This window comes from Microbulbifer discodermiae (assembly GCF_040742695.1).
Taxonomy (GTDB): Bacteria; Pseudomonadota; Gammaproteobacteria; order Pseudomonadales; family Cellvibrionaceae; genus Microbulbifer.
Genome location: NZ_JBFLAB010000043.1, coordinates 1 through 18,195, shown reverse-complemented (window position 1 = coordinate 18,195; position 18,195 = coordinate 1). Strand labels below are relative to the sequence as shown.

At 55.8% G+C, this 18,195-nt stretch carries 12 protein-coding genes; 6 read left to right on the top strand and 6 right to left on the bottom strand.

Going from position 1 to position 18,195, the window contains the following annotated elements; all coding sequences use genetic code 11:
- Positions 1-11: 11 nt before the first annotated feature.
- The 3 genes from AB1S50_RS14355 to murI form a co-directional block, all read right to left on the bottom strand.
- Positions 12-3,479 carry a UvrD-helicase domain-containing protein gene (locus AB1S50_RS14355; RefSeq protein WP_367151550.1) on the bottom strand — a complete coding sequence of 1,156 codons (3,468 nt, stop codon included), beginning with the start codon at positions 3,477-3,479 and terminating at the stop codon, positions 12-14.
- A complete protein-coding gene (locus tag AB1S50_RS14350) occupies positions 3,476-6,181 on the bottom strand; it encodes a PD-(D/E)XK nuclease family protein (RefSeq protein ID WP_367151549.1) in 2,706 nt (901 codons plus the stop codon). The genes AB1S50_RS14355 and AB1S50_RS14350 overlap by 4 nt, the downstream gene beginning before the upstream one ends.
- 66 nt (positions 6,182-6,247) lie before the next feature.
- Positions 6,248-7,084: a glutamate racemase gene (murI, locus tag AB1S50_RS14345; RefSeq protein WP_367151547.1), complete on the bottom strand. Its 837-nt coding sequence runs from the start codon at positions 7,082-7,084 to the stop codon at positions 6,248-6,250.
- 251 nt (positions 7,085-7,335) lie between these two features.
- On the opposite strand from murI, the gene AB1S50_RS14340 reads away from it, so the two are divergent.
- Both AB1S50_RS14340 and AB1S50_RS14335 read left to right on the top strand, forming a co-directional pair.
- On the top strand, positions 7,336-8,268 hold the full coding sequence (locus AB1S50_RS14340; RefSeq protein ID WP_367151546.1) for an AEC family transporter: 933 nt from the start codon (positions 7,336-7,338) through the stop codon (positions 8,266-8,268).
- A gap of 369 nt (positions 8,269-8,637) precedes the next feature.
- Positions 8,638-9,120, top strand: coding sequence for a DUF2489 domain-containing protein (locus AB1S50_RS14335; RefSeq protein ID WP_367151545.1), 483 nt, complete (start codon positions 8,638-8,640; stop codon positions 9,118-9,120).
- 67 nt (positions 9,121-9,187) lie between these two features.
- On the opposite strand, the gene trmA is transcribed toward AB1S50_RS14335, so the two are convergent.
- Positions 9,188-10,276 carry a tRNA (uridine(54)-C5)-methyltransferase TrmA gene (gene trmA, locus AB1S50_RS14330; protein WP_367151544.1) on the bottom strand — a complete coding sequence of 363 codons (1,089 nt, stop codon included), beginning with the start codon at positions 10,274-10,276 and terminating at the stop codon, positions 9,188-9,190.
- A gap of 100 nt (positions 10,277-10,376) precedes the next feature.
- Here trmA and AB1S50_RS14325 point away from each other — a divergent pair, with 100 nt between their 5' ends.
- Positions 10,377-10,781 (top strand): secondary thiamine-phosphate synthase enzyme YjbQ, encoded by a 405-nt coding sequence (locus AB1S50_RS14325; protein ID WP_367151568.1) that lies wholly within the window; start codon positions 10,377-10,379, stop codon positions 10,779-10,781.
- Between the two features lie 1,297 nt (positions 10,782-12,078).
- Positions 12,079-12,501, top strand: coding sequence for a hypothetical protein (locus AB1S50_RS14320; protein ID WP_367151543.1), 423 nt, complete (start codon positions 12,079-12,081; stop codon positions 12,499-12,501).
- Between the two features lie 537 nt (positions 12,502-13,038).
- On the opposite strand, the gene AB1S50_RS14315 is transcribed toward AB1S50_RS14320, so the two are convergent.
- On the bottom strand, positions 13,039-13,500 hold the full coding sequence (locus AB1S50_RS14315) for a carboxymuconolactone decarboxylase family protein (RefSeq protein WP_367151542.1): 462 nt from the start codon (positions 13,498-13,500) through the stop codon (positions 13,039-13,041).
- Positions 13,501-13,556: 56 nt separating this feature from the next.
- On the opposite strand from AB1S50_RS14315, the gene AB1S50_RS14310 reads away from it, so the two are divergent.
- The gene (locus AB1S50_RS14310) at positions 13,557-14,048 is read left to right on the top strand and encodes a MarR family winged helix-turn-helix transcriptional regulator (RefSeq protein WP_367151540.1); all 492 of its coding nucleotides are present in this window, start codon (positions 13,557-13,559) and stop codon (positions 14,046-14,048) included.
- A 106-nt stretch (positions 14,049-14,154) separates the two neighbouring features.
- Positions 14,155-14,844 (top strand): class I SAM-dependent methyltransferase, encoded by a 690-nt coding sequence (locus AB1S50_RS14305; RefSeq protein WP_367151539.1) that lies wholly within the window; start codon positions 14,155-14,157, stop codon positions 14,842-14,844.
- A gap of 1,393 nt (positions 14,845-16,237) precedes the next feature.
- On the opposite strand, the gene AB1S50_RS14300 is transcribed toward AB1S50_RS14305, so the two are convergent.
- Positions 16,238-17,878, bottom strand: a complete 1,641-nt coding sequence (locus AB1S50_RS14300; protein WP_367151538.1) for an acetolactate synthase large subunit — start codon at positions 17,876-17,878, stop codon at positions 16,238-16,240.
- Positions 17,879-18,195: the final 317 nt, after the last annotated feature.

Genomic DNA, 18,195 nt, shown 5'->3' with positions numbered 1-18,195 from the left:
CACTAACTGAATTAATCAAAGGTTCCCTGGCCCCGGAGTCTCACCAGTTGTTTTAACAGTGGGAAATACAGTGCGCAGCGGATATTGCGCTCGCCCCGCGCAATCATCAGCCGCCGGTATCCCTCCAGCTGCGCCCGGTACTTTTCCAGCTGTGCAGCCAGGAACTGCTCCTCGGACTCGCCCGCCGGTGGTTCGGCGGTCTTGTAGTCCACAATCCAGCGTATTCCTTCATCGATAAAGGTACGATCAATAATCGATCGGCGGAGTTGTTGGCCGCCGCTGTGCAGTTCCAGTTCACAGGCGGACTCGCCGTGATTCGGATCCAGCAGCCAGCGCCCAGTTTCGCATTGGAGCGTATTGCGCACCGCCAGCTCCACTTTGGCCAGCGCGTTTTGCAGGTCGTCTCCGCTGAGTCCCAGTTGCTTCAGCCGCAACTGCCACAGCGGCTTCTGTGCCTGGACCCGCTGCTGGTCCCACTGGTACAGCTCTGAGGTGGCGATGGTGGCCAGGGTCTCGTGGGCGACGGTGCCGGTATGGCGCAGCCAGCGCTGGGCCACTTGCCCCAATTCCGGAAGGTTGTCCTCGTCACTTTGCCTGGGTTGGTAATCCTCGGTGCGGAAAGCGGCCAACAGCTCACCGCGGGGGAGGGCAGGAACCTGCCACTGTGAGGGCAACCGCAGCAAATAGTCGTGGTTTGGGGCGGGGGCATCGACGTCATCGTCGTCATTCTCCGCTTCCAGCCAGTGACACCAGCCGGCCCCTTCACCCGTGACAACCGATGGCCAGATGGCGGCCAGCAGGGAAGCCCTTGAGGGAGCCAGCGGCTGTATTTGTTTCTCGTTTCGTTTTGCGCAGGCGAGCAGGTGCAGAGAATCGATGGCGCGGGTACAGCCAACATAGAGCAGGCGGGTACCCTCCAGACGCTCCCGTTCACCGTTGTCGTATTTGAGGAAATCGAACAGCGGATCCGCGTCGCCGCGCGCATTTTTGGGTGCCAGCAAAAAGCGGCTCTCCCCCGCAGTGTTGAGCCATTCCGTCCAGCGCAGCAACTGATCTCCGGAGGGCTTGCCACCCTGGTCCAGCCCGGGAATCAGCACATGCTCGAACTCCAGGCCTTTTGACTTGTGGATCGTCATGACCTGGACGCCCGCACTATCACCGGGGCGGGCGAAGCGCTTTTCCAGGGCGATTTGAAACGACTCCCAGTCAGAAATGCCGACGCCGCTATCGAACTCCTGCAGCAGCTGAAAGAAATCCTGCACATTGTCCAGGTCGGCCTTGTGGGCCACGGTGGCCGGTCCACCCAGTGCCAGCCACAAACCCTCGATCCAGCTGCGTAGGGGTTTTCGCCCGCGTTCCCGCCAGGCCTGGGACACGGGTGCCGCAAGATGTTTCAGGCGTGCGCGTCCGTCGTCGCTGACCAGGGGAATCTGTTCCGCCTCGCGGAGCGCCAACAGCAGGGGGCAGGCCGCCGGGTCGGTGGGGGGCAGGCCCTCGTTGCGCCACTTTGCCACTGCGTACAGATCCGGCAGCAGCAGGCCGCACCAGGGGGCGCGCAGCAGCGACAGCCAGCTGATTCTGTCACTGGGGTCCAGCAGGGCGCGGGTCAGGCTTAACAGGTCCAGAACCGTCATTTTGCTGGCCAGGGGTGCCAGATCAGGTGCCTGGAACTCGATCCCCGCTGAGTGTAGTGCCGGCAGTATTCGCTGCAGATGTTTCTTCTTGCGCACCAGTATGGCGATGCGCCCCTGGGGATCCTGTTGTCGCAGCCGCTGCACCAGTGCCACCACTTGCCGCGCTTCGCAAGCACGGCTGGCATCGTTGATACAGCCGTGGAAACTCACCGCCGGTTCCAGGCCGGGGCCTTCGCCGCCCTCCGGTGTGCGCGAAGGCAAATAGCGGACCGCGCCCCGGCTGATATTGTCCCGCGCGGGAAAGGCCCGCTGGAAAATCCTGTTGACCCAGTCGACCACTGCGGCGTTGGAGCGGAAGTTCACCGCCAGGTCCAGCGGCTGAAGGGCGACGGTACCTATGCCCCCCGCGCGGGCGTTGAGAAAGATCCCCACATTGGCATTGCGGAAGCCATAACAGGACTGCATCCCGTCGCCGACGATAAACAGAGTACGGCCGTCACCCGCTTCCCAGCCGGCGGTCAGTTTTTCCAGCAGCTGCAGTTGCAGCTGGGATGTGTCCTGAAATTCGTCCACCAGGATATGCCGGGTTTGGACATCCATCTTCAGGGCTAGGTCAGTGGGGGTATCGCTGCTGCCCAGGGCCAGTAGGGCCGCTTGGGCCACTTCGGTATAGTCGGTGGCTCCCAGCTGTTGGAATACCAGTTTCAATTCCGCCACCAGCCTGGGCAATACCTGGCCGAGGGCCTGCAGTAGCTGCCACTGACCCGGTGCCAGTCTACCGGGAAGCTTGCGCACTTCGATAATCGCGCCGAGCAGGTCCGGTCTGTCCGCCAGTTCCGCCAGCAGCGCTTTAAACCGCGCCTTGTACTCCTTGGCGTTTGCGGTGGCCGGATCTTTCCGATCGCCCGGGGGGAAGCCGATGCGCTTGTCCACCGCGCTGCGCCATTTGCCTTCCCTGGTCACCAGCAGGTCGGTCAGTGCTGTCCACAGACTCAGAGCCTCCACCTCTGTGGCGGGCAATTCGGTTATACCTGCGCAACCGGCGATCGGGTGCTCCGGGTGTGTCCGGGCCAGATTGGTGCCAGCGTAATCGGCCAGCACCAGCAGCTCCCCCGCCAGTCCGCACAGCTGTGTGCTCAGTTGCTGCAGGTTTTCAACGATCAGTTCGTCGATAACGAAATGAAAATAATCCCGCGCACCCTCTGTGCCCACACTGAGGAGAGAGGGCAGCCACTGTTCGCGATTGCCCAGCAGAATCTGCAACAGCTTGTGGAACTGGCCCAGGTCGTTGTCCAGATGCAACAGTACTTGTGCCAACGGACCCTCGGTCTCCTCGTCGAGCACCTCGAGCAGATTCACTATTGCCAGCTCAAATGCGGTCTCGGTCTGTTCCAGTGGGTCTCCCGGCGCGCCGAGGCCGCTCTCGATCGGCAATTGTACGGCGAGGCTGCGGCAGAGACCGTCGATGGTTTGTATCCGCAGGCGTTGTGGCATCTGCAGAAGCTGCCAGCCCTGCTGCTGGTCCCGCGCCAGCAGCTGCGTCGCCAGTTCCCAGGTGACGGCTTCGTGCGGGCTTTGGGGGCGGGGGTTATCCCGCGCCCGGCGGAGGGCCTCGACCACTCGCTCGCGCATTTCCCCCGCGGCTTTGCGGGTGAAAGTGATGGCCAGCACCTCTTCCGGCTGCTGGCAGTGGGCCAGCAGTTTCAGCATCCGCTGGGTGAGCAGACCGGTTTTACCCGAGCCGGCGGGTGCGGACACGGCGAAACTGGCGCTGATATCCAGTGCCCGGCGGCGCGCCTGGGTATCGGCGGGCTGTGGCACCGGCTTGTTGATGGCCCGGTTCATGCCGGTGCCTGGGCCCGTTCCGGCCATCGGTTCAGGGGCCAGAGGTCACTCTGTTGCAGGTTGTCCTGGGGCCGGTCAAACACCAGGGTGGCGACACCCCGCCGATACTCGTCCGCCAGTGTCTCAAGTGCACTCCGCCAGTGCCCGGTCAGTGCTTCCCAGTCGGCAGCGGGCAAATCCCCCCCCGCTTCAGCTACGGACTTGATCCCCTCGATGGGCTGACGCAGATCGCCACAGCCTATCCACCGGCAGCCGCCCTGGCGCACCTGGCCGAACGCCAGAGCCCGGGCCCCGGGCTGGCAGAGGGCGTACAGCGGCAGCTGTGGGTCGCGGACCCGCTCCTGCAACCAATCGCTGAGGCTGGGCAGGCCGGTCTTGTAATCGATCACCAGTTGTTCGCCGCCGGCCAGCTGGTCGAGACGGTCCAGCCGCAGCGTAAAGTGGAGTCCACCGATTTCCACTTGCTGTTCCCACTCCACTTCTGTCACCGAGAAAGCCGGGCGCGCCGTTTCCACCGCCAGCCATTGATCCATCAGTCGCAATAGGCGCTCCTTTTCTGTAATCCAGAAACCGGCCGGCAGGTGCCGGTACTGCCGGCCCGGCACGCGCAGGGCGCTGTCTATTGCCGTTTCCAGCAGGGTCTGCCGGGCCTGCGGTTGCAGCTGGCACAGCCGGGCGGAATCGCCGCATGCCTGCCAGAACTCCGCTAGCACCTGGTGCACGATACTGCCCCTTGCCGCGGGGCTGAGGCCAATCCCCGGCCTGGCTGCGGCGATGGCGCCCAGGCGGTAGCGCAATTGCGCGTTGAGCGGGCACAGGGCCTGGGCTTTCAATACGCCAGCGCCGCCGCGCACCGCTTCACACTCCGCCGGGGTCAATGGCGGCAGCGACGCCTCTCCGGCGGACTGCAGCGAAACACTGGTGGCCAGTAGCCGGCAGTGTGTGTCGAGGGCATCCGTATCCACTCCCCCGGCCACAGCCGGAGTACCGAACAGGCTGCTGAGACCCTGCGCCACACCGTCCTCTTCGGAAACATAGCTGACAACCACGTCGGGGCTGGCCTGCAACAATTCTTCGCTCAATTCACGGGCCAGCTCCAGTTCCCGTTCGGCGCTGGCGCGGGGCATTTTCCAGTGCTTTTGCCACTGCAGCGGAAGCAGGGGATTGGGGGCTGGGGCAGGAGGCCACTGCGACTGGCCGAAGCCCACCAGGCGCAGGTGATCGAATGCCAGGCCACCGGCTTCCAATACCCCCAGGATCTGCACCGGTCCGTCGCGGGTCTCCGCCTGGAATGGCGTGCGCTTGGCGATCTGGCGCAGCTGCTGCAGGGCCTGATTAAGGGAGAGCAGGCCGGCGAAGGCGGACAGCGCAGCCAGCTCCTCCAGCGCGGTTTCCCAGAGTCGCAACTGCTGATACTCCTGGCTGTCCGGCGTGCGGGGGCCGGGCCACTGCAGCAGGGACAGCACATCGCTGAAACGCCTGGCCCAGATCTCCGCCGGCGCCCGGTGCCAGCGCCGCTGCCATTCGCCGAGGCGCTCCAGTTGCAGGGGCAATTGCGGCGATTCCCCGCCCAGCTGCTCGGCCGTGCGCTGGGCCCAGTAGCGCAGGGTGGCGCCATCGATCCGGCGCAGTTCCAGCTTTTGCAGGCGCCGCAGCAGAGCGGCGCGCAACCACACCTCCCCGTCATCCCCCAAAAAGGGCGCGAACAGCAGGTTGCGCAGTTGCGAATAACTGCACTCCTCCTGAAGTAGCTCCAGTAGTTGTAACGCGGCGCTGCCGACAGGAGTCTGTGCCAGAGGCGTGCCGGCGGAGAAATTAAACGGCAGGGTATAGCGTGGCTGTGCCGGGTCGAAAAACTGCGGTTCCAGTACCCGGGTGAAGATGGCTTCCACCTCGGCGCGGCACTGCCCCAGATTGTTGACCACTACGCCGATGCCGGCGCGGGGATTGTGGCGCAGTTTCGCCGCTACCCAGCGTGCGGCCTGTTCCAGTTCCTGTTTCAGGTCCCGGCACGGGGCCCTGTGGCACTGGGCCGCACGCGGCTGGGGCAATTGCGCCACCACCTCTTCAGCAGCGGCACCCAGTATCTGCCGCGCCAGCGGAGAAATCTGCGCGAAACCAGCCGTATCGATGCGCGGCAGGCGCGACAGTTCCCCCTCGCGAAACGCCCGCAATAGAAGCTGGTCGCGCTGATCCGGGGTGATCGCATTGTCGCTGTGCAGCAAATACGCAAAGGATTCCAGTAGCTTCAACAGCGGCAAGTCATCGCGGCTCAACGACAGCGCAAACTGATCCAGCAGCGGCTCTAAATCCCGGTCAGGCCTTTCGATGTCTTCAACCAGTTGCCACTGGATCAACTGGGCCAGGGCAGTGTCCGCGTAACCGCACAGCCGCTGGCTGTTCAGCAGCTGCTGAGTCAGGCCCTGGTCCAGGGCGCGGCGCCACAGCAGTTCGCGCTGCTCCCGGTTCAGCACCTGCCGCAGCGCCGGGCCCCAGCCCTGTTGCTGCAGTGTCAGCCAGAGTTTTTCGAACCAGCCCTGCAGGGATTCCACCGGTGGGGGGGACCAGCTTGCGCCGGGTTTTTGTGCGCTTGCGAACAGTTGCTGGCAGCGGTTGCGGAGGCGGTTGTTGGGGGTCAGTAGCAGGCCCCCGGGAGGCAGCTGCCGCAGAATATCCAGTACCGGAAATGCCGTTGTGAGCATGCGCTTTGTTCAGCCTGCAGAGAAGCGGAGAAGAAGGGGCTACGGTCGTGTTTTGTGCGCCGGCTGTCAACCGGAAACCTGGACAGCCCTCAGCGCAAATTCATTGAAGGCGCCCCGGACCACCGCATCCGGATCTTCGGCGCTGGTCAGCAGCAGCCCCGGTTGCGCCTTCCCGCCGGCCGACACACCCAGCTGTTGCAGGCACCAGTCCACCCGGCGGGCTATGGCCGCACCTGAATCCAACCAATGGATAGGGCGCGGCGCCCAGCGTTCCAGCTCCGTTCGCAACAGTGGAAAGTGGGTACAGGCCAACACGGCTATGTCGATGTGATCGCCCCCCGGGGCGTCGAAGATGCGGCTGATCACCGGGTTCAGGTCACTGGCCGACAGGGTTTCCCCCCGCAGCTTGGCCTCCGCCAGGGGCACCAGTTCCGGTGCCGGCACATTGATCACCTGGCAGCCGTTGGCAAATTCCCGAATCAACTCCCGGGTGTATTTGCGATTTACCGTTCCCTCGGTGGCGATCAGGGCGATGGTGCCACTGCGGCTGGTGGAAGCCGCCGGCTTGACCGCCGGCACCACTCCCACCACCGGCTGGGGAAGGCACTCGCGCAGCGGCGGCAGGGCCAGGGTACTGGCGGTATTGCAGCCGATAACCAGAATATCGGCCCCGGTGTGTGTCATCATCGCGCAGGCGGTGTCCACGATGCGGGGGCGAAGTTCTGCCTCTCCTTTGTCGCCATAGGGGTAAAAACCGTTGTCTATGCCGAAGTGCAGGGTCAATCCGGGCAGCAGCCGGCGGAGCTCCCGCGCGATGCTAATGGCGCCGACTCCCGAGTCGAAGATCAGCGCACTTGGGTGCACTGTGCTGCCGTTGTTACAATCTATGCTTTCGCTACCCATAGGTGACCCTGGTGTCCAGACTGATTTCCAACTGCGAAACCAGCCTCCATAGGATACCTCAAATTCCAGTGCCAGAGATGTTCTCTTTATCCCCTGAGGCCGGTGCCGAGCCGGCTGTTGCCACTGCGGTGAACCCCTTCCCGCCACTGATCGGCTGTTCGCGCCGGGAAACTCAGGGCCGGTGCGCCGCACCCCAGCGTAAATGCCGGACCCGAGCCCGCCGGCGCTGCGGGGGGTAAGCCTGACTTCCAATGGAAACCCTTGCCTTTGCATTTTCCGTCACCGGGCCTATTTTTCTCACACTGCTGGTGGGTTATGGCCTGGCGCGGGCGAAACTGCTGAGCGCTGCCTTTGTCGACGGCGCCACCCGACTGGTGTTCCTGGTTACCCTGCCGGTCCTCCTGTTTGTCAATATTTTTACCGCCGACGCCCAGCTCTCTGAGGAGACACCGCTGCTACTCGCCGGCCTGCTGGGAACCCTGTTGACACTGCCTCTGGCCTGGCTGGCGGCGCGCCCGGTAGCGCGGAGTGACCGCAGTGTGTTTATCCAGGGGGGCTTTCGCGGCAACTTGGGTATTGTCGGCATAGCCTGGGCATTCAATGCCTATGGTTCCAGTGGTCTGGCCCAGGCGGCCCTGCTGATGGCAGTGGTCACCATTCTGTACAACCTTGCCGCCGTCACCCTGTTTGCGGTGTACGACCGGCGCGGGAATACCTGGAGCTGGCGAAGTCTGACCCTTGATATACTGCGCAATCCGCTGATTCTGGCCATTGTGCTGGCGCTGCTGGCAAAACAATTTGCGCTGTCACTGCCGCAGATTGCGCTGCAGACCGGACACTATCTGGCCTCTATGACATTGCCACTGGCCCTCCTGTGTATCGGCGCCAGTCTCGATTTCAGCCTGTTGCGCCGCAGTACCCTGGCCGCAGTCGGTGCCTGTGTTTTCAAGCTGGTCGCTGTGCCAGCGGTTTTACTCGGCTGCGGCTGGCTGCTGCAGCTGCCGCCCCAGGCCATGGGGGTGCTGTTCTTGATGGGGGCTACGCCCGCGGCCACGGTTTCGTTTATCATGGCGCGCGCCATGGGCGGCAATAGTCAGCTGGCGGCGAATATTGTCGCCCTGAGTACGCTCTGCTGTATTGTGAGTGCCAGTGCCGGTCTGGTATTGCTACAAGCCTGGCTTTAGCAGGCTGTTGAAATTCGAGGAATTTTGATGCCTGGTACCGGAATATGGCTGTTCCGGCAAAACCGGCGACGCGTGAGTTGTTGATTTTGCGAGAAAAGTGAAAATCATATTTTTCGCTTTTCGTGTTTTGAAACTGGCAGGAAGCTTTTTTCAACTATCTGCCAGGGGGCCTCTGATTGATTCGGTGCAACTCCAGGCTTTGTGTCGGGTTCACCAGCAAGGCGCAGTCGCGCCGTATGGCCCCTTGTCTTTCAAAAGCCTGCGCCGGCCTCCGACCGGCGGCGGCATCTCCCTTGGCCGCACTAACCCGGCAACTTATTGAGCGGTCGGGTGAATAACACCTTTTTAACAAACGACTGGAGGTAATGAATGGCGATTTTCCCGGCCTGGGTATTGATTGTAGCCGCCGCGATTGTATTCGGCCTGGCGGTAGTGGCCGGATTTTATTGGCGCAAACTGCAGTTGGCACAGCGCCGGCAGGCGGCGCAATTGGAGGCCCTGGAGAAGGGTGTCGCCGCACAGCGCAGAAATCTCATTGAAAGTATCCAGATATTGGCGCGCACTCTGCTGAACGATGGTGTAGGGCTGATCGAAGCCTCGATCCGCATTCGTGTGTTAATGGACGCGTTGCAGCTGGAGCAATCAGTGCGGGACGAGTTTGCCGTTTTCTTTACTGTGGCGGACAAGGCCGGCCATATTCCCATTCTGCAGGAATGGCAAAAACTCTCGCGTAAAAAACAATTCCAGTATGAACAGGAAATGGCCGCACTGGAGGCCGAATATCGGGATTTTGCCCTGGATGCGGCGCGCAGGCTCAGCACGCGGAATTTTGACCGTCCCGAAACCGGATAGACTTGCGGTGCGCTCTGGCAGCGAGATCTGCCTCCTGCCAGCGATCCTCGCTGTGTTTTTCGCCGTTCTATTTTCTTACCAGTAGCAGACCTGTCTCTGTGTGATCCGTATAGGGAAACTGGTCAAATAATGCGAAACGCGCTATGCGATGGGTTCCGCTGAGCCGTTCCAGGTTTTCCAGTTGTGTCTCGGGGTTACAGGAGATATAGAGAATCCTGGGGAACCGCGCCAGCATGGCGCAGGTATCCGGATCCAGACCCGCTCGCGGCGGGTCCACCAATACGGTGGAAAAATCGTAGCTGTCCAGGTCGATATCCCTCAGGCGCCGAAAAGGGCGCACCTTGTCGATGGCCTGGGTCAGTTCCTCGCTGGAAAGCCGCGCTACCGCCAGATTGGTTACACCGTTTGCGCGGATATTTTCCTGCGCCGCCAGAACCGAGACTTTTGAGATTTCCGTCGCCAGCACCCTGGTAAAATGCTCGCACAGCGGAATCGTGAAATTGCCGTTGCCACAGTAGAGTTCCAGCAGGTCACCCTCGCTGCCAGAACAGACGTCCTTGGTCCAACCGATCATGGAGCGGCAGACGGCGCCATTGGGCTGGGTGAAACTGCCCTCTACCTGTTTGTACTCATAGCTCCGGTCGCCGATTTGCAGTTTCTCGGTGACATAATCTCTTTCCAGTACCAGTTTCTGTTTGCGCGAACGTCCCAAAACCGGAAATCCCAGTTGGTTTTGGAGTGCTCTGGCCTCGGCCTCCCAGGACTGGTCGAGCTTTTTGTGATAGATCAGTGTCACCAGTGCATCGCCGCTCAGGGTGGTGAGGAACTCCGCCGAGAAAAGGCGCTGTCGGAGGGTTTCACTGCTGTTGACCGCCGCCATCACCTGTGGCATCAACTGGTTCATCAAAAGTGAGCCCACCTGAAACTCCTCGATCACGAAAGGTTGCTTGTACTCTCCCGGTCGATACATGGCATAGTGTGCCTTGCGTTTCTCGTGCCAGATCTTGAATTCGGCCCGCAGCCGGTAGTGGATGGGAGGGGAGGGGTGAATCTCCGGCGCCAGATGGGTAAACCGGCGGTAGGCATCCCGCAGGCGCGCCGCCTTTTGTTCCAGTTGTGAGGCATAGTGGTCGATATTTACGCGGTGCAGGGCCATGCTGAGTTCTGGTCAGGTGATGGGATTGTCGATAGAGGCGCGGATTATAGCAGTCAAAGGTGCTGCTATCAGCGGCGAAGCAAAAGTGACGGAGGGCGCAATGCCGGTCGGACGGATTGAAATCGCGGTGCGGGGGCAGGGCCTGCACGAGTTTACCGCCAAGGTGGGTAACTGGATCGCTGCCCAGGGAGTGCAGGAAGGGCTCTGCAGCCTGTTTATCCAGCACACCTCGGCCAGTCTGTTGATTCAGGAGAACGCCGATCCGTCCGCGCGTGTCGATTTGGAGCAATGGCTAAACCGGCTGGTGCCCGAGAACGACCCCCTGTATACACATACCCTGGAGGGCGCGGACGATATGCCCGCCCATATCAAAGCCGCCCTCACCGCCAGCAGCCTGTCCATTCCCTTCCAAAATGGGCGCTTGTTGCTGGGTAGCTGGCAGGGCATTTATCTCTGGGAGCACCGCCGTTCGCATACTGTGCGACAGGTGGTCCTGCATTTATGAAAGGGCAGAGTGGTTGAATTCTGTACATCGGTTTGTACGGCGATTTTTACGGCCTGCCTGTATGGATTCAAGTGTATTTTCTTTGGTTTAAGCAGATGTCGACCTGGAACCAAAAGCTTGCATAGAATGGCCTTATAATAATTGTTGATAAACGAATTCATGAGAATATGCGTGTATAAAATTTTTTGCCAAACAACGGTCGATGAGCAGTAAAATTAGGAGCAATAGAATGAATGGTTGGATTTTGAAAGCATGGAGAGAAAACAAATCAATTCTTCTCTTCCTTTTTTAATGTGTAGTAGTTCAGACGGGCTGTTGAAAAACCACCCATTTTTCTCTTATTACCCGACTTCCCAATGCGCTTACCACACGACTGCCGTTGGAAGGAGTTCCAGGCGATAGCCATCATTTTTTACCCAGACGCCCTGGGCGACCCTCCAGGAAGCCATATTTACAATTTTAATCGCTAATTTGCGCAAAAATGGGTTCATCGCTGCCACCCGTTTGAGGTTTTGCGTCAGTGCGGTCAGGTAAAACTGAATTTGAGCATTTGCCAATCCTCAGTATTTGGTTCGTCGGAAACAATAGTTATCTTTCGCCTCCCCGAACGGCCCTTCCACTTTTCAGGCTCGCTCCGTCAGTTTGGATTTGAAGAGTCTGGTACTTTGCCTGCGGCGGACCTTGTCTATATGGCTCTGGTGAAGACTCCTGTATACGAAGCGGGCTCGGTTTTTCTGTGAATCAGGTAAACAGGCTGATCGCATCGAGCAGATCTTACAATGTCCTCCCAAAATACGATACCGTTTTATAATATTCTTTCTGGTTTGTCGTAGGGTTACATCCAGTGACCATCTGGACATCGATATCTATCGCTCCGATTATCGTATACAAATTCACCGTCGGGGCAGTACAATGGTGACGTCAGATCATAGATAAATTCAAGATCCAATACGGCGTCGATCTTACGGAGAAGATGGTTCTGCGGTACGAAATCGTCGAGGTTGACCGTGTGAAACAACTCTGGTTGAAACTGAGTGCGTCCCTGCATGGCTTTCCTCCAAGTCGGCCCCAGAAATATTATCCAAGACCGAACACGCTAAAACAAGAAATTCAGGACTTTTTCAACAGCCCGTCTGAACTAGTCCATCTAAAGGATGTCTGGTCTCCTTGAGAGCGGCGTATTACATAGAGAGAATTCTTCACCGCAAAGAGTTTTTGCAGCTAATTTCAGTAGTGTTACCCTTCTAATCCCTATGGTACAATTGAACCATAAGTAAAGCCAATGTACCTATAAAATATGCGCTATTTAGTTCTTGCCCTTAGTTTCTTAATTTCTTCAAACATCTATGCATCGGGCACGAGGCATCTCTTAATTAGTAAAGAAAGTATTGAAGATTTCTATGAGATTAAATTGAGCGCCATCCATAATTTGCATTATCTGGGACATACAAATGATTGGCTAATATTTGGGCTCACTGAATCAGATGCCAGTGGCGGTATGCCATGGAACTATACAACTGGCTATAAAATTGCCAAAAATACGATTGAAATACAAAATGGATGGTTAATTGATTTAAATGAAAAAGCTTACTCTGTTTACGTAGGTAGCTGTCCTCAATCATCACTCTCTAGCGAAGATAATATTTTGGTTATTGATAAGCTTGATGAATTTACACGCAAATGTGAACTCGTTGAAGTAGATAAAGACGCTCAATTTTAAAGTTGATACTCCTGTGGCCAAAAAGATCGAAGAATTACAAGTTGATCTGGGCAACTTGCTGGATTACTACCACAATGAATGCAGCCATCAAGATAAAAAGTACTGCGGCAGAGCGCCAATGAGAAACTTACGTGATGGCAGACAGGTTTGGAGTGAAAAGTTCGCGAACTGAACCTGGCCTAACAGACGTCTTCCGAGAAATCAGTAATTGTGAGATCAAGTCTGAATCACTATACTTCAATGATACTTATACGCAACGCCAGCACCTATAGCCAGCTGTTCCAGTTGTTGCCTATCGATCCATATCCCGGCAAGCAGCCAGAAATATCTGTCCCACCCTATCTCCTCCAGGCGCACTTCCCGGGCACCACGGAGTAGGCTGACAGTGAGTTGCCTGGTTGGGCCAGCTTCTTTTCAGCCTGGTACTTGCTTCGCAATTTCGGGGTTTCTGCTCCTTTGACTCTGGCGCCGATGCGTTTACCCAATACATCGGGTTACTCTGGAATATTGGCGGCGAAGGGATCTGCGCTGGTCTCTTTAGGAGGCAGGTGGGTGGAAAACCAGGCCGCGTGCGATGCGATTCCAGGCGTTGATAGTTCCAATGGTGACCGCCAAAAGTACTATCTCATGTTCCTGAAAGCTTTCACGAAGATATTGCTGTTCGGCCTCGCTGGTACTCTTGTCCTCGAACTGTGTGAGCTGTTCCGCCCAGTTCAATGCGGCTTGCTCGCGTGCAGAGAAGACACCGGCTTCGCGCCAGGCGGCCAGGAGTCCAAGTTTGACTTCATCGACCCCGAGCTTGCGTGCAATGTTTAGATGAAGTTGGATGCAGAACGCACAGCTGTTAATCTGCGAGACACGCAGCTTTACCAGTTCGGTCAAGTCTTTTTCAAGGCCACCCTCATCAACGCTCTTCCCAAGTGCGATCAGTGCATCATGAGCGGTTTTCTGGGTTCTTCTGAATGCGTCATAAGTCATTGTCTTGGCTTCATTTGGCATAGAGGATCTTTATCTATAGTATAAGAGCTCGATCATTATATAAGAACTTTGATATTATGTGCAAGTCCAATATGGAACAGGTCTCCGGCCTCCCCGCGCCTGGAGAGGGCAAACGTGGAGAGGCTGGCTATGTCGGCTATTTGCTGCGCCAGGCTGCGCACGCTTACCAAGTCCATCTGGCACGCCAGCTGGATGATCTCGCTATAACGCCACCCCAATTTTCGGTGATGACTATGATCGCCGCCTACCCGGGCCTTTCGAGTGCTGATATCGCCAGACTGACATTTCTGACACCGCAAACAGTGAGCGTTATCATCAGTAATCTGGTGAAGGCTGACACTGTCGCGCGGGTTCCCCATGCAGTCCATGGCCGCATTCAACAGCTGGTATTGACGGATAGCGGGCTAAAGCTCCTGGCGATAGCAAAAGAGTGTGTGAAGGCTGTTGAGAATGAACTGACGGATGGGGTCAGTTCTACCGATGAAAAGACACTTAGGCGCTGGCTTGCCAGTATTTCGTCGAGATTGGATGGTGACGCGGAGGATTGAGGGGCGAGTGTGGTGAAGGGGGAGTGGAAGGGCAGTTGGCGCCGAGATTAGGTCTGTCCATGGGATACCGCCCTTTTGCCTATGACGCAGAATCTGGAATGTTGACTTGAAGCTTTTGGCGCCATATGGCTATAATCGACCCAATGGTAGTTACGGGTTTTTAAATACTGTGGCAAACCCTTTTTGGCGATTTATTGCTGCTCGCAAGTTAACATTTCGAAATTCTTCTTATCTTCGGGTTACCGGATACCTTGAATCCTATAAGCGAGGTTATCCCTGTGACGCGGAAGGCAATGCAGTGCCGTGGATGAATTATTCGGTCATACAATTCCTAAGGGAGCGCTTGAGCAGCAACCTGTCTGTGTTTGAATTTGGCAGCGGCTTTTCGACTCTATTTTATGCGGAGCGAGTGGTCTCGGTACAAAGCGTAGAGGATAATCCAAAGTGGTTTGAAGTTATAGCGAAACAATTGCCGGAAAACGCTAGCGTGACGCTGCAGCCCGCTGATGAAGATGGAAAATATTGCCGAACGATCAAGCAATTCGATCGAAAATTCCAACTGGTGATTATCGATGGAAGGGATAGGGTTAATTGTTTTAAGCAAAGCTTATCATGCTTAACGGATGATGGTGTAATTCTTTTAGATGATTCTGCACGAGAAAAATATATGGAATCTATCGATATCGGTAAAGCTGCCGGATTTAGGGTGTTGCATTTTGAGGGGATGAAGCCCACTGCTACCGGATTACATAGAACCAGCCTGTTTTATCGATCTGAAAATTGTTTGAATTTATAAATATAGGTTTTCTAACAATGACAGAGGCGCTGAAGTAGATATCATAATTAAAACCATAGTTTGTAGTACAGGAGTTGGCTAAAAGGCTCTATTAGGCCTGAATTTTCACGATTCGTACGACAGGGTATAGAGTGATGCCCAACCAATACAAATCGCTTCTTTTCAGGATTGGTTGTCCTAATATTAAACCGATATTTTTATTTTGCTCTTTGTAAAAAGTACATTACTTTTCGAAATTTTGTGTCCATTTTATTTGGACGCGACCCATCTATTTTGTGTCCCCCCAGGGGGAAAGGGACAGCCGAACCGCGTCAAAATAGACGGGTCGCGATATATGCCGCTTTGAGGGCCCAATCCGTCAATTACGGCCTTTTTAATACCTAGGCTAGTAGCCAGTGTGTATAGGTAAAGACTCCGGGCTTCTTATGAGAATTAAGGTGGGAAAAACACTTGTGTGAATTGGTTGAGAAGAGTTTTTTCAGTGTCAAAGCTGTCACTATTTCGTCTTTTATAGTCAAGACATTTAGTGCCACAGCCAGGAAGTAAATTGAGAGAGTACTTTGTGTAAAACAGATCCGCCATTCTTGTTGTTTTCATAAGCTTAACATCCAGATAAAAATCATTTTTATGCTTATTTGTCACAAATTGCATATTAATAATATTGGACGACTTAAGAAAGTAAACGAATTATTATTCATTTTGTGATCAAGGTCACGTTTTACCTTGATAGAGATTTGTTAACCCTTGGATATTGGTCGAAGGAGGGGCGTAACTATGCGATTACATGAATTCGCAAGTACTTGAGCTAATGCCGGTAGGATAGGCCCCGATATTGGGTCGTTTGCGAGATTCTATAAAAAATTATTTATAATCAATAAGTTAAAGGCCAGCAACAGTTGAGTTTGTAAGCTCCAATAGGCTACCAAACGCTAACTGTGCTGGTAGCAGTGTGGCTGATTGTTTCAGGCAGGCTAGCTCTTGAGGTAAACAAGAGGTGTACCCTTCTGATTGTCGATAAGGACAGCTTTTACAGCTTAGTTTGAAAATAAAAGAGACTAGGGGCCCGGGCAGCTTGTAGAAAATGTACTAACCTAATCATCTACTGTACCAAGCTACCAGTGGGCACTGTGAGAATACGCCCAGCGAAACCACCGCTAGATTGATGATGAGAAACGATCGGTTCGCAGTCCAGGCACGTGATCCCGGCTCCTAGTCATTTATGGCTGCATAGGTTACTCTGGTGTCGACTTGAAGGTACAGACATGTCTCTGAATTTTATGATCGGGGGAAGGAGAGTTTTTTTCTTGTGTAAAGTTGGAACCGATTTGTTTATCTCCTTTTTTATTTTTATTGCTTGGGTAATTCTCCAGCTTGTAAGTATTATTTGAGCTAATTAAAGTTTACTGGAAAGCTCAGGAATTTCATGATTTAGAATGCGGTCGTTGTGGCTGTAATCCACGGGAACATCAATCAGGTGTACTCCACCTGCTTTACAACAACTTTCGATCAGAGGTTTTAGTTCATCCGTCGCTTCGACCCTATGGCCCTGGGCGCCGTAGGAATTTGCATAGGCAACAAAGTCGGGGTTGCCAAAATCCAGGCCGAAATCCTGGAATTCCATTGTGGCCTGTTTCCACTTGATCATTCCGTAGGCATCATCCCGTAGTATCAATACAATCAGGTTTAGATTCAGGCGTACCGCGGTCTCAATTTCCTGGGAGTTCATCATAAAACCGCCGTCGCCGCAGATGGCGACTACCCGGCGGTCGGGAAAAACCAGCTTGGCGGCCATAGCGGATGGCAGGCCAGCTCCCATGGTGGCGAGAGCGTTGTCCAGCAGGACAGTATTGGGAGCGTGGGCCGGGTAATTACGGGCAAACCAGATTTTGTACATGCCATTGTCCAGCGCGATGATGCCTTTTTCCGGCATAACCTCCCGCACATCCCTCACCAGCCGCTGGGGCCGAATGGGAAAGCTATTGTTATTGGAGCACTCCCGAATATGCTTTTGCAGAGCGGTGCGAATGCGGTGAGCGTCGGAAAAGCTCCAGTGTTGCTGGGGTTCCAAGTGCTCATAGAGCTGCCACAAGCTGTTGGCGATATCGCCGACCACCTCTATTTGCGGGAAGTAGACAGGGTCCACCTGAGCGGAACTAAAGTTGATATGTACCACCTCGGGGCCGCCGGGGCGCATCAGGAATGGAGGTTTTTCCACCACGTCGTGGCCGACGTTGATAATCAGATCCGCCTGCTCAATCGCGCGGTGCACGAAATCCCCATCCGATAGTGCTGTATTCCCGATAAAGTTGGGCCCCGTCTCGTCGATCACGCCTTTTCCCATTTGAGTGGTCACTGTGGGGATTTCGAGCTTCTCGACGAATTTACGCAGCATTTTTGCAGTGAGTTTGCGATTAGCGCCGGCGCCGATCAGCAGCAGCGGTTTTCGCGAAGCGGTAATAGCGTCTGCAGCCCTGCGAATTGCCTTGTCCTCGGCGATGGGTCTGCGAATATAACTGGTTTCCAGTACGGGTTCGGTGGATTGCTCCCGGGCAATATCCTCGGGGAATTCCAGATGAGTGGCCCCGGGACGCTCCTCCTCCGAGCGGCGGAAGGCCTCGCGAACAAGTGCGGGGACATAGTCGCCGCCAACAATGGCTTTGGTGAATTTGGTGAGGGGGCGCATCATGCCGACGATGTCAACAATCTGGAACAGCCCCTGTTTGGAACTTTTTATGGGCTTTTGCCCAGTGACGAGAACCATCGGCATACCGCCGAGCTGGGCATAGGCTGCGGCTGTTACCAGGTTGGTAGCACCGGGTCCGAGGGTGGCTATACAGACGCCTGATTTTCCGGTGAGACGTCCGTAAGTCGCAGCCATAAAGCCGGCGGCCTGTTCGTGCCGGTTGAGGATAAGCTTGATTTTTGAGCCGCGTAAAGACTCCAACAGGTCCAGGTTTTCCTCCCCGGGAATACCGAAAACGTATTCGACGCCCTCAGCTTCCATAGCGCGGACAAACAAGTCAGAGGTTTTCATTGAACGGGCTCCTCTCGTCTTAAACTCTCACCTCTTCAAGGACAGGCAATCGACAGGGTCTTCTTCAGTCATGCTATTCCCACTTCAGGAAAACTGATGCAGATAGCTCGATAGTATGTCTCTCTTGGGACCCTATTGGGCAATTGCGAACTTTTATTATATCGCAGCCGCCGGCTAGTGGGCCATGCGGTTAATTAGGTGACACATTTTTGGCTCGCCGCACTGAAGCCAGTATCGTGTCGGCGCTCTTTGTCCATTTAAATGGTTTGGCAAGATCGCGGTTATGAACACGAATAAATCGCTGCAGCTCGGCCTTC

What these genes read in the sequence shown, in the direction of transcription:
- AB1S50_RS14355 (WP_367151550.1), bottom strand. Translation starts at nt 3,479, where the DNA reads ATGAACCGGGCCATCAACAAGCCGGTGCCACAGCCCGCCGATACCCAG.
- AB1S50_RS14350 (WP_367151549.1), bottom strand. Translation starts at nt 6,181, where the DNA reads ATGCTCACAACGGCATTTCCGGTACTGGATATTCTGCGGCAGCTGCCT.
- murI (WP_367151547.1), bottom strand. Translation starts at nt 7,084, where the DNA reads ATGGGTAGCGAAAGCATAGATTGTAACAACGGCAGCACAGTGCACCCA.
- AB1S50_RS14340 (WP_367151546.1), top strand. Translation starts at nt 7,336, where the DNA reads ATGGAAACCCTTGCCTTTGCATTTTCCGTCACCGGGCCTATTTTTCTC.
- AB1S50_RS14335 (WP_367151545.1), top strand. Translation starts at nt 8,638, where the DNA reads ATGGCGATTTTCCCGGCCTGGGTATTGATTGTAGCCGCCGCGATTGTA.
- trmA (WP_367151544.1), bottom strand. Translation starts at nt 10,276, where the DNA reads ATGGCCCTGCACCGCGTAAATATCGACCACTATGCCTCACAACTGGAA.
- AB1S50_RS14325 (WP_367151568.1), top strand. Translation starts at nt 10,377, where the DNA reads ATGCCGGTCGGACGGATTGAAATCGCGGTGCGGGGGCAGGGCCTGCAC.
- AB1S50_RS14320 (WP_367151543.1), top strand. Translation starts at nt 12,079, where the DNA reads ATGCGCTATTTAGTTCTTGCCCTTAGTTTCTTAATTTCTTCAAACATC.
- AB1S50_RS14315 (WP_367151542.1), bottom strand. Translation starts at nt 13,500, where the DNA reads ATGCCAAATGAAGCCAAGACAATGACTTATGACGCATTCAGAAGAACC.
- AB1S50_RS14310 (WP_367151540.1), top strand. Translation starts at nt 13,557, where the DNA reads ATGTGCAAGTCCAATATGGAACAGGTCTCCGGCCTCCCCGCGCCTGGA.
- AB1S50_RS14300 (WP_367151538.1), bottom strand. Translation starts at nt 17,878, where the DNA reads ATGAAAACCTCTGACTTGTTTGTCCGCGCTATGGAAGCTGAGGGCGTC.